Annotated in this window: 11 protein-coding genes and 2 pseudogenes; 4 read left to right on the forward strand and 9 right to left on the reverse strand. The window is 61.3% G+C overall.

Annotated elements, in window-relative coordinates:
* The first annotated feature begins 197 nt into the window (after positions 1-197).
* Positions 198-386 (forward strand): hypothetical protein, encoded by a 189-nt coding sequence (locus QA635_RS08960; protein ID WP_283068374.1) that lies wholly within the window; start codon positions 198-200, stop codon positions 384-386.
* Positions 387-1,598: 1,212 nt separating this feature from the next.
* Here QA635_RS08960 and QA635_RS08965 read toward each other — a convergent pair.
* From QA635_RS08965 to fdhD, 4 genes and pseudogenes are all read right to left on the reverse strand, one after another.
* Positions 1,599-2,398: pseudogene (locus tag QA635_RS08965) on the reverse strand (DUF72 domain-containing protein).
* A 5-nt stretch (positions 2,399-2,403) separates the two neighbouring features.
* Complete coding sequence (locus QA635_RS08970) at positions 2,404-2,724, reverse strand: DUF4142 domain-containing protein (protein ID WP_283068375.1); 321 nt, start codon at positions 2,722-2,724, stop codon at positions 2,404-2,406.
* Positions 2,703-2,942 (reverse strand): annotated as a pseudogene (locus tag QA635_RS08975) (YciE/YciF ferroxidase family protein); the annotation flags it as partial. The gene QA635_RS08970 and the pseudogene QA635_RS08975, both read right to left, overlap by 22 nt.
* Before the next feature lie 209 nt (positions 2,943-3,151).
* Positions 3,152-3,979, reverse strand: a complete 828-nt coding sequence (gene fdhD, locus QA635_RS08980; protein WP_283068376.1) for a formate dehydrogenase accessory sulfurtransferase FdhD — start codon at positions 3,977-3,979, stop codon at positions 3,152-3,154.
* Positions 3,980-4,094: 115 nt separating this feature from the next.
* On the opposite strand from fdhD, the gene QA635_RS08985 reads away from it, so the two are divergent.
* Positions 4,095-6,419: an FdhF/YdeP family oxidoreductase gene (locus QA635_RS08985; protein ID WP_283068377.1), complete on the forward strand. Its 2,325-nt coding sequence runs from the start codon at positions 4,095-4,097 to the stop codon at positions 6,417-6,419.
* Between the two features lie 11 nt (positions 6,420-6,430).
* Positions 6,431-6,583, forward strand: coding sequence for a hypothetical protein (locus tag QA635_RS08990; RefSeq protein WP_155258696.1), 153 nt, complete (start codon positions 6,431-6,433; stop codon positions 6,581-6,583).
* A gap of 26 nt (positions 6,584-6,609) precedes the next feature.
* Here the strand turns inward: QA635_RS08990 and QA635_RS08995 are convergent, their stop codons facing one another.
* The 5 genes from QA635_RS08995 to QA635_RS09015 all read right to left on the reverse strand — a co-directional run bounded on the left by QA635_RS08995 (position 6,610) and on the right by QA635_RS09015 (position 10,446).
* Positions 6,610-6,891 carry a cytochrome C oxidase subunit IV family protein gene (locus QA635_RS08995; protein ID WP_028343215.1) on the reverse strand — a complete coding sequence of 94 codons (282 nt, stop codon included), beginning with the start codon at positions 6,889-6,891 and terminating at the stop codon, positions 6,610-6,612.
* Positions 6,888-7,532 carry a cytochrome c oxidase subunit 3 gene (locus QA635_RS09000; RefSeq protein ID WP_283068378.1) on the reverse strand — a complete coding sequence of 215 codons (645 nt, stop codon included), beginning with the start codon at positions 7,530-7,532 and terminating at the stop codon, positions 6,888-6,890. The genes QA635_RS08995 and QA635_RS09000 overlap by 4 nt, the downstream gene beginning before the upstream one ends.
* On the reverse strand, positions 7,525-9,132 hold the full coding sequence (gene ctaD / locus QA635_RS09005) for a cytochrome c oxidase subunit I (RefSeq protein ID WP_283068379.1): 1,608 nt from the start codon (positions 9,130-9,132) through the stop codon (positions 7,525-7,527). Before ctaD ends, QA635_RS09000 begins: the two co-directional genes overlap by 8 nt.
* On the reverse strand, positions 9,129-9,971 hold the full coding sequence (gene coxB, locus QA635_RS09010) for a cytochrome c oxidase subunit II (RefSeq protein ID WP_283068380.1): 843 nt from the start codon (positions 9,969-9,971) through the stop codon (positions 9,129-9,131). Before coxB ends, ctaD begins: the two co-directional genes overlap by 4 nt.
* Before the next feature lie 121 nt (positions 9,972-10,092).
* Complete coding sequence (locus tag QA635_RS09015) at positions 10,093-10,446, reverse strand: hypothetical protein (RefSeq protein ID WP_283068381.1); 354 nt, start codon at positions 10,444-10,446, stop codon at positions 10,093-10,095.
* Positions 10,447-10,566: 120 nt separating this feature from the next.
* Between QA635_RS09015 and QA635_RS09020 the strand changes: the two genes are divergently transcribed.
* Positions 10,567-11,223, forward strand: a complete 657-nt coding sequence (locus QA635_RS09020) for a cytochrome c3 family protein (protein WP_209910686.1) — start codon at positions 10,567-10,569, stop codon at positions 11,221-11,223.
* Positions 11,224-11,231: the final 8 nt, after the last annotated feature.

The raw sequence follows: 11,231 nt of genomic DNA on the forward strand, positions 1-11,231 counted from the left end.
AGTCTATCCGAGACTGAGGACGTAGAAATACATCGCCACGATTATCGCGACGCTTAGTAGCGTGATGCCGAAACTTTCGTATCCCGAACCGATTTGACGACCGCTCAAACGTTCCGGCGCTGCGACATCCTGTCAAAGCGCTTGATGAGCAATGCGCCTCACTCCTCGTCGCCCGATTGACTTGGTGGACGCCCACGATGGGGCAGCTTCGGGCCAGTGATCCGGTCTGCCGCGACGCGAAGGGTGCCGGCGTGTTTCATCGCTTCAACGCGAGCCGGCCCAGGCGGCAAAGCGCGCGCATGATCCAGCGCCAGTATCGCTTCCGCATCGAGGTCAGCTGCCGACTACCGATCGACCGTTCTCTTCATGCGACTCGCGTGACCTAATGCCTGCCGAACTAGGGCGCAAAAAAAGAGCTTGTTTCGGCGCTAGGAAAGAAGCGGACATTTGAGGGTACGATTCACGCATGTTAGTTTTTGAAGTTGAACCACGAAAGTGTGTCGCGCTCGCAACGTCGCAATAGTTCCGCTGAACATCGGACCCGTTTGGACTTCACGGCGATACGGATCCACTGTTTACTAATCGTGGACCATTGAAGACGATTTTTATTTGCAAGATGTTCATTTCAGATCGGGTCCAGGAGGTCGCTGTCCAGCGCCAGCGGCCTCCTCGTTTTGCTTTCTCGACCTGCAAGGGAATCGTGTAATGCCAGTGCAGGTATGGGCCGTTGCCGCTTCGATTGGATGGACAGCTGTTGTCGGAACGATGCTGCTGTATATGATTTTCGGCCCTAACTGATCGTATTCCTGTTCTCCCAACCATCGGGTCCCGGCGGGTTCAAGGCGGAGAGTCCTTGTAGTCCGCGCCAGGCGATTGCCCTCAATCGATTGCTGAACAAAACGCCGGCTATATCGCTGCAGCCGGCGCATCACAGCCCTGTCAACTGATGTAAATGCACCGTCTGGTTAAGGCGGCTTTTCGCAACTGGAAGTGCGTTTAGGAACGCCGATCTCCCCGGTGTGTTGCTCGCACTGACAAACGGAAAGGAAGCGTTCAAATGAAGGTTGCAAGGATCGCGCTGGCAGCGGCATTCATTCTCGGTTCGATAGCTGCCGCGAGCGCTCAAGGGGGCGGCGGAGGCGGTGCGGGTGGAGGCGGTGCAGGCGGAGGCGGTGCGGGCGGTGGAGCGGGTGCGGGTGCCGGCGCAGGCGGCGCAGGCGGTTCCGGAAGCGGTGCGGGTGCCGGCGGTGGCGGTGGCGGTGGCGGTGGCGGTGGTGACTCTCCGGCCGCGGCTAGCGGTCAAGGTGCCTCAAGTAGCCCCAGACACGGGAACCCGGGGGCGACCATGAACGATACGAAGGAGCGCCGAGATCGCTAACTAGGTTCGGCCATCCCGGATGGGCTCATAAGGCGGGGCGGCCTCCAAGAGCCTTTGCAGGCCGCCGTCTCGGAGGCTGAGTAGGTGCGCGTGCGATCCAGTCATGGAAGCTGTACGAAGACATTCCGCCGCAAGCGCAGTGGGTATCAATACAGGGCAATGCGCCGACGCTGAGGAGACATCGCCGGGGCCCTGAAGACGAATTTCTGGATGGGGGGTTCTAGCGTCCATTCCGGTTCCTTCGCCATAGAGCTCGCGCTTTCGCTGGATATGGTCGCTCGGCAGAAATAGTGGCCGTGCGGCGGGAGAGCGTTTTAGTTTCAGGCAGCTTGCAACGCCTCTTGGCGTCATCGTCGAAATAGACATAAACATCGCAGCCACGCCGATTCCAACCGCGGATATGCTTGGCCCATTCGGAGAGCTGGGCCGGTTTGTAACATCCGCTGTAGCGTCCGCCCGGACCATGGCCGCGAACGTAGACAAAATCTGCAGTCCGCTTCCAAGGCGCTGGCGCATCGTGATGATCGGAGATGCAGAGCGCGATGTTCTGGGCGGATAGCAAACTCAGGATGCGCGGCTCGTACCAACTTGAATGACGGAACTCGAAGACATAGCGACGCCGTCGCTTCAACAGATTGAGGAAGGCGGCTAGCTGGTCCGCGTCGACTGAAAGATTTGGCGGCAGTTGAAACAATACAGGGCCGGCCTTCTTACGCAGCAGCGACAGACGGTCTTCCAGCAGTTCGAGACTGTTGATCGAGCTCCCGGACAGTCGCTTCCAGTGCGTGATGAACTTCGAAGCCCTCTGGCGAAGACGAAGCCGTCGTCAGTAGCGTCGCGCCAGTCGGCTACGGCGTTTTGCGTCGGCGTGCGGTGGAACACGCCGTTCAACTCCGTCGTGCAAAACTGACTCGCATAATAGTCGAGTTGCCGTTTTACAGGCAATTCTTTCGGAAAGAACCGGCCGCGCCGGGATGGATAGTGCCATCCGGATGTGCCTATCAGAACACGTCCCGGCACTCCGGCTATTTCCGATTCTTGTCCATGTCTTGCGCCATCTCAAGATGGTGCTGGAGCGCGCGGCGGGTCTTGCCCGCCCAGTGCTTCAATTTCGGATTGTCGCTGCCCTTGGCGTAGCGTTCGAACAGCGAGACCGCGTCCTTGTGCGCGCTGACCTGCATAGGTTCATATTCGCTGGAGAAGCCGTCCGTCTTGGCGTCGCGCAGCCGCGCCAGTTTCTTTTCGGAGCTGTCGTCGAGCTTGGTCGGCAGCGCCGAGCTCATCTCGCCGCTGACCAGCTGCTTCAGCTCCGAACTGGTCTTGCCATACCCTCGATAGCATCGCACTTCTTGCCGCGCGCCGGCTTACCCATCAGCTCGAAGATCGGCTCGAGCCGCTCGATTTGGCCTTCGGTCTCGTCGTGGTGCTTTTCGAACGCGGCGCGCAATTGATCTGAGGAGGCTGTCTTGGCCATCTTCGGCAGTGCCTTGTAGATCTGCTTTTCGGCGTAGTAGATGTCCTTCAGGGTATCAAGGAAGAGGGCACTAAGATCTTTCTCGGCCATGGGTCGCACCAGGATTGCAGGTTGCTTTGCAGCCGACAACGAGAGCATCACAACCAGGCTCCTATTTTCTGACCCTCGTCTCTAGCGGTCCTTGCGGCGCACGTTTCGACTGGTGCCGGGTTTTTGACGGATGGTCGAGGAGCGACGCCCTCGTTCGGTCATGTGTGCGGTTGAGCTCGTCGGAACAAGGTTCAATCCGCCAGGGAGGCCTAGCCGCTAATTGCATCCGGATGGCTGAAGACCTCGAATGCGCTTCCACGCGCAACAGCAATTAACGTAATTCCGCACGCCTGGGCCGCACGGACCGCGAGCGCCGTCGGAGCCGACATCGCGACGAGCATGGGACAGCTGATCGCGGCAGCCTTTTGTACAAGCTCGATCGAGACGCGACTTGTCAGGACGATCGCGCCTTCGGTGGCGGAGACGTTGTTGGCGGCGAGCGCGCCAGCGAGCTTATCCAAGGCATTGTGGCGACCGACATCCTCGCGAATCGCGACCAGTTCTTGATCGGGATGGAAGAAGCCGGCCGCATGCGTGGCGCGCGTCGCGCGGTTGAGCGTCTGGGCGTCCGACAATGCGAGCAGGGCGCTCTCGACTTGCCGAGCCCGGATAATGATAGACCTCGTCAAGTGCGACGCCGGACGCGCGGCGTCAGCGAGGCTTTCTATGCCACAAAGGCCGCAGCCGGTCGGACCGACCAAGCGCCGCTGGCGCCGCTTGAAACGCTGTTCGCTAGTGCCGGCAAGCCACATGCGCAGCTCAATGCCTGACGGTCCTGGAATGATGTCAAGGGACTTCAGGTCAGCGACATTTTCGATGGTCCCTTCGGTCAGGCTGAAGCCCAGCGCAAGATCCTGGAGGTCAGCGGGAGTCGCCATAACAACGGCGGCCGTGGTGCCGTTGTATACCAAAGCGACGGGACACTCCTCTGCGAGAGTTCGCTGCGCTTCCAAGCCATCTTGATCTCTCCGCAGCGTCTCGGCGGTGGGGTCTGGCAGGAGATGAAGGCTGTCGTTGGAGATCGGCAATCTCTGCATGAGCGCTCCTTGCCAGCACGACGCTCGGGACACGCCAAGGTTCCTGTCGCGCGAGGAACCTCCGCTTCAACGGTCGGTTCTGTCGGTACTTGTCGAGCGAGATCAGTGATCAGCCATGAAGCCAAAAGTGACAGTGAAGCCATACGCCGGACCGGCCGGCGGTTGGGGGTCTGTGAAGGCCGTCGCGGGTATTCTGACCAAAGAGGAGGTAGCGATCCTCGGCAGCGAAATCCTGCTGAAACAGAACAAGTCCGACGGATACATGTGCGTCAGCTGCTCCTGGGCGAAGCCGGCAAAGCCTCGTCCGTTTGAGTTCTGCGAAAACGGCGCCAAGGCCACCGCTTGGGAGGTGACGAACAAGACGGTCGAGGCCGAATTCTTTGCAAAGCACGCGCTTACAGAGTTGCGAGGCTGGTCCGATCACGCACTCGAGGAGCAGGGGCGCCTGACCGCGCCGATGCGCTATGATGTGGCGCTGGACAAATATGTTCCGGTGAGCTGGTCGGAGGCGTTCCAGGAGATCGGCCGAGAGCTGAAGGGGCTCGATCCGCGTTCGGTGGTGCTGTACACCTCCGGCCGCGCCTCACTCGAGGCAAGCTACATGTATCAGCTATTTGGCCGGATGTATGGCACCAACAATTTTCCTGATAGCTCGAACATGTGCCACGAGAGCACGTCGGTGGCATTACCCCCAGTGATCGGCGTACCGGTCGGGACTGTACGGCTGCCGGATTTCGAGCAGACAGACTGCATCCTGTTCTTTGGTCACAATACGACGACCAATGCTCCACGGATGCTGCATCCCTTGCAAGAAGCGGCGCAACGGGGCGTCCCGATCATCACCTTCAATCCGTTGCGGGAGCGTGGTCTGGAGCGCTTCACCAACCCGCAGGACCCGATCCAGATGGCGGCGGGCGGCACCCGGATCAGTTCGCAATACCATCAAGTGAGGTTTGGTGGTGACGCCGGAGCCATCATAGGGATCTGCAAGGCCGTGATCGAGGCGGACGACGAGGCGCGGTCGAAGGGGCATGAACGTATCGTCGACGCCGCGTTTATCGAACAGCATACATGCGGGTTCGACGCTTTCGCGGATTTCTGCCGCGCGCAGTCGTGGAGTGATCTTGAGCGGAAGTCCGGATTGCGCCAGGCGGCGATGTTCCAGGTGGCCAGCACCTACATGGCCGCGAACGCCGTCATCGCGAACTACGGCATGGGCGTGACGCAGCACCAGCACGGCGTCGAAACGGTGAAGATGATCGTCAACCTGCTGCTGTTGCGCGGCAATATCGGCAAGCCCGGCGCCGGGATCTCTCCGATCCGCGGCCATTCCAACGTCCAGGGCCAGCGCACCGTCGGCATTTCCGAGAAGACCAAGTTGGTCCCGCTCGACAAGCTGAAGGAGCTTTACGCATTTGAGCCGCCACGATGGGACGGCCTGACGACGGTGGACGCCTGCAAAGCAATCCTCAAGGGAGAGGTGCGCGCCTTCCTCAGCCTCGGTGGCAATTTTATCCGCTCCATTCCGGAACGATCGCTGATGGAGCCGGCGTGGACCCGGCTTCGGCTATCGGTCCAGATCGCCACCAAGCTGAACCGTACGCATCTCGTCCCTGGAGAAGTGACTTTTCTGCTGCCGTGTCTCGGCCGGATCGAGATAGACCAGCAGGCGAACGGCCCGCAAGCCGTTGCCATGGAGGATTCCACGGCCTGCATTCATGGCTCGAGAGGACAACGCAAGCCGGTAGCGGAGCGGCTGTTGTCCGAACCGCGGATCATTGCCGAGATGGCGAAGGCGACGTTGCCGCCGAATCCCAAGCTCGACTGGGACGCCTGGGTCGACGACTATGCGTTAGTCCGCGACGCGATCGAGCGGACGTATCCGGATCAATTCGAGGATTTCAACAAGCGCATGTTTGAGCCAGGTGGCTTTCCGCGGCCACTCGGCGCTCGCGAGCGGAAATGGAAGACGCCGAATGGCAAAGCCAATTTCACGGTTCCGGAAGCCGCTTTCGCCTCGCCGCCAGCCGGGGACGGCGTCTTCGAACTCATGACTACCCGCGCAGATGGTCAGTTCAACACGACGATCTATAACGAGAACGACCGCTTCCGCGGAATCTACGGCAGCCGCGAGGTCGTGCTGATGAACGGGGACGATATGGCCGAATGGGGTCTTGCCCAGGGCGATCTGGTCACGCTGGAAACGGCGGCCGATGACGGTGTCGAACGTCGTCTCCGTGGACTTCAGGTCGTTCCCTACGACGTCCCCCGCGGTGGCATCGTTGGATATTATCCGGAGTGCAACGTCCTCGTTCCGCTCTGGCATTTCGCCAAGGGCAGTAAGGTCCCGGCGGCGAAGTCGGTCCCGGTGCGCATCAGCCGCGATCCGGTGCCCGAATTGACGGACACCCATGAAATCCCGATCACCAAGGTCGAGTGAGAGGGGGCGACATGCCCAAGGAAAACGATCTCGAAGGACAGCAGGATCAGGGCGGCAAGAACGGTGGCCAGAAGCGAATGCCAAAACCGGAGCCCAAGCCGAAGGGTGATCAGCCCGATCTGCTGAAGCGGCCGGGCTCGACGCCTCCGCCGACACAGGAGTGAGATCGGCAGGATCGCGGCTGGCTGCATCACGCCGGTGCGCGCGTCATGAAATCCATCAGGCCCAGCCACAGCAAGATGCCGAGCCAGAACAGCCCGGCGCCGGCGAAGATCAGGAGGCGTGCGCCGCGATCCCGCAGCTCCATGAAGAATGCCGCGACGATGGTGGCCTTGATAGCGGCAATCACAATCGCCACCGCGGAATTGAAGGAACCGAGCGGCAGATAGGCCAGGGTGACCGTCAGCGCGAGCAGTGCCAGCAGGGCAAGCCAGGAGCCAACGAGCGTAAGCGGTGGCCACCAGTTCGTCATGTGCCGCTCCGTCCGGGCAGATAGATCAGGGCAAACAGGACGATCCAGACCACGTCGACAAAATGCCAATAGAGTGCGGCGGAGTGCAAGGCAGCGCGCAGGCGCGTGCTAGCGGAGCGGCGCAGCAGGACGGCAAGCGTCGCGAGAACAGCGATGCCGATCACCATGTGGACGGCGTGAATCGACGTCGCGACGAAGTAGAAAATGAAGAACAGCTCGACTCCATCGGCGAGCGGCGCAGCGTAGCTGAAGTCAATGTCGGGAACGAGGTGCTCGTGATATTCGCCGGCATATTCGGTTGCCTTCAGGCCAAGGAACAGCAAGCCAAGCAGCATGGCGCTGGCCAGCATCGCGATACAGATCCGGCGTGCGTCAGCTTGCAGCGCATTGACAGCGCACGCGACGAAGAAGCTGGAGGTCAGCAGGATCGCCGTATTCGCCGAACCGATGACGATCCTGGTGTGGCGGCCGGCCTCCGCGAACGCGTTCGGATTAGCGTGCCGGTAAACGAAATAGGCAAACAGCAGCCCGCCGAACAGCAGCACTTCGGTTGCGAGAAACACCCACATGCCGATCTCGGCGGTTTCATCGCGATGTTGAACGGAGGCGTATTGCGGAGCGAAGGCGCGGCGCTCAGGCATTCTGCGGCTCCGCAGCAAAGTCCGGCCCGTATTGGTAGGGCGCACGGGTCACGACGGGCTGTGACTGGAAATTAAACTCGGGCGGCGGGGATGGGGTCTGCCATTCCAGCCCCGGCGCATCCCAAGGGTTCGCCGGCGCGCGCGCGCCGAAAAACAGGGAATAGCCGAGATAGAACATCGGCAGCAGATAGGCTGCCGCCAGGATCGTCGCGCCGCCGGAGGACAGCACGTTCCACAACTGAAATTCCGGCGGATAAACGTGATAGCGGCGCGGCATACCTTCGGCGCCGAGCACGAATTGCGGGAAGAAGGTCAGATTGAAGCCGAAGAATATCAGTACCGCCGCGGTCCGCGCCCAGTACTCGGAGTAGAGCCGTCCGGTGATCTTGGGCCACCAGTAGTGCAGACCGCCGAAGTAGGCCGTTACCATGCCGCCGACCATGATGTAGTGGAAGTGAGCCACCACGAAATAGGTGTCGGTGGCATGCACGTCGAAGGCGAGGCAGGCCAGGAACAGGCCCGTCAGTCCGCCGATCGTGAACAGGCCGAGGAAGGCCAGAGCGTAAAGCATCGGAGCGTCGAAGCGCAGCGATCCCTTGTGCAGGGTGGCGGTCCAGTTGAACACCTTGATCGCCGAAGGCACCGCCACGATGAAGCTCATGAACGAAAACACGAGACTTGCGAGCAGCGACTGGCCGCTGACGAACATGTGGTGGCCCCAGACCAGAAAGCCGGCGGCCGCAATGGCGAGGCTGGCCCAGGCGACAAATTTGTAGCCGAACACCGGCTTGCGCGAGAAGCAGGAGATCAGTTCGTTGACCACCCCCATGCCGGGCAGGATCATGATGTAGACGGCCGGGTGCGAGTAGAACCAGAACAGATGCTGGAATAGCAGGGGATCGCCGCCGATTCTGGGATCGAAAATGCCGACACCGAGGAAACGTTCGGTCGCGAGCAGGACCAGTGTGATGGCGAGCACCGGCGTCGCCAAAACCAGGATCACCGACGTCGCATAGATCGACCAGATGAACAGCGGCAGCCGGTACCAGGTCAGGCCCGGCGCGCGCAGCCGGTGGATGGTGACGATAAAATTCAGGCCGGTGAGGATCGAGGAGAAGCCGGCGATGAAGATACCGGTCACGGCGACGATGACGTAGCTGTTGGAATAGAGCGTCGAAAACGGAGTGTAGAACGTCCAGCCCGTGTCGATGCCCCCGGCGACGATCGCGAACAGCGTCACGGTTCCGCCAGCGATGAACAGGTACCAGCTCATCAGGTTGAGGCGCGGGAAGGCGAGATCGCGGGCGCCGATCATCAGCGGCACGATGAAGTTGCCGAGCGTGTTCGGGATCGAGGGGATCAGGAAAAACCACACCATGATGACGCCGTGCATGGTGAAGAGCCGATTGTAGGTATCGGACGAGACGAGATCGGCCTGCGGCGTAGCGAGCTCGATGCGGATCGCGGTGGCGGCCGCGCCGCCGACGAAGAAGAAGCAAATCAGGGCGGCGAAATACAGGATCGCGATGCGCTTGTGGTCGGTGGTGAAGAACCAGGAGCGCAGCGTGTAGGCGTTGTTGAGATAGTCGGGCTCGGTCATGGCGCGCGATCCGCAAGCGATTTGATGTAGGTGACGAGCCGCAGCAGCTGGTCTTCGTTGATCTTGCCCTCAAAGGACGGCATCACCGGCGAATATCCGGCTGCGACCTGGCTGCGCGGAAGCAGGATCGAATCCCGGATGTACCTGTCGTCGGCGGTTACCGTGGAACCATCCGAGAGCGGCACCGGCTTGCCGTAAAGTCCCTCCAGCAGCGGCGCATGCACGCTGCTGTTGGCGGCGTGGCAGCCGCTGCAGCCTAGCTCGCGAAACAGTGCGCCGCCTTCACGAGCCAGCGAGTTGGCGGGTCCCTGGTCGTTCAGCCATTTGTTATAGTCCGCCGGCTCCATCGCCACGATCTCGCCGATCATGCCGGAATGGTCGGTGCCGCAATATTCGGCGCAAAACAGGTGATAGTGCCCCGCCGTGATCGCTTCTATCTCGAGGCTCTGGTAGCGCCCGGGCACCACGTCGTGCTTGAGACGCAGCGCCGGGATGAAGAAGCTGTGAATGACGTCCTGGGATGCCATTACCAGCCGCACCGGACGATTGACCGGCATATGCAGGCTGTTGATCTCGGATTGTCCGCCGGGGTGCTGGACTTTCCACATCCATTGTTTGGCGACGACAAAGACCGACAGCTCTCCCTGCGGTTTCTGGTAAATCTCGAGGTACACGCTGGCGCCCCAGACAAACAGCAGGAGGAAAATTAACAACGACGCCGACGTCCAACCGACCTCCCAGTGCCAGCTTTTCTCGACCCGATGTCCGCGATCGGTCGGGTTGCCAGCTCGGTAACGCACGCAGAACACGATGAGCAGGAAGAACAGCAGGCCGAGCACCAGGGCGCTCGCCAGGAGCAATCCCGCAAACAACAGATCGACGTCGCCGCCATAGGGTGAGACCCCGGGCCGCCAGAATGGGATCCATTCGCGCCACATCGTGCTCAGCCGCCCGAGCGGGTCATCGGGACGGCCATCCGGGCAGGCCGGTCTCCAGCAGCCGCTCCATCGCACGCCTAACGGGGATCCGGACCAGGCCGCGGCCGCGATCGATCCAGCCATAGCTGTCCGCAAATTGGCGATCGGCTTCTCGATGCCGGCGCAGTTCGGCCGCCGGATCGAGTGCAAGCGGCGGCGCCTCGGCACTGAGCGCAGGGCGCGCCACGGGGCTTCCACGATCGATCGACCGCGTGAAGGCGAAAGGCATGACAAGGGGCGTCGCCACGACGAACAGTCCGAGGCCAAGCGCCAGCCAACCCACGAGGACGGGATCGACATCGGACCGCTCGTAGTTGGTATCGGGGCTGTCAGTCATGGGGGGACCCGAAAGGCACGGAGACCAATGCCAACCATGGGCGCATGTTCCAATCCAGGAACGATCCTGTTTGGCCCGCATTGGAATCTGACGTGCTCACGACGCTGATCCGGCGACCGGATGACCCAGATATTCTCTCCTGCCGCGGATACGTGGCTGCGCCTGTCCATGGTAGCCGGTCTGGCCGTTCTGGGCGGTGGTCTGGTCGGCGTGATCGGATTTGCGCACTCGACCTTTGAGACGTCGACCGATGTCCGCCCGCACCAGCCGGTTCCGTTCAGCCACAAGCACCATGCGGGCGAACTCGGGATCGACTGCCGCTATTGCCACACGGGCGTCGAAACGAGCCCGCAGGCAGGGCTGCCGCCGACTGCGACCTGCATGACCTGTCATTCGCAAATATGGACCAATGCAGCGATGCTCAAACCGGTCAGAGAAAGCCTCGCCGACAACAAGCCGATCGCCTGGACCCGCGTCGCGAAACTGCCCGACTACGTCTTCTTCCGCCACGACATTCACATCGCAAAGGGCGTGGGTTGCGAGAGCTGTCACGGGCGCATCGACACCATGCCGCTGACCTATCGCGCCAAGGCGTTGACCATGGAGTTCTGTCTCGATTGCCATCGCGATCCCGCGCCGCATCTGCGTCCAAAGGATCATATTACCGACATGACGTGGCAGGCCGGCCGCGATGCACGCAAGCAAGGCGCGGCGATCGCTGCGCACGAAGGCATCCGCTTCGGGCAGCTCACCCATTGCTACGTCTGTCATCGATGAGGCGCCCC

It is taken from the genome of Bradyrhizobium brasilense (assembly GCF_029714345.1).
Taxonomy (GTDB): Bacteria; Pseudomonadota; Alphaproteobacteria; order Rhizobiales; family Xanthobacteraceae; genus Bradyrhizobium; species Bradyrhizobium australafricanum.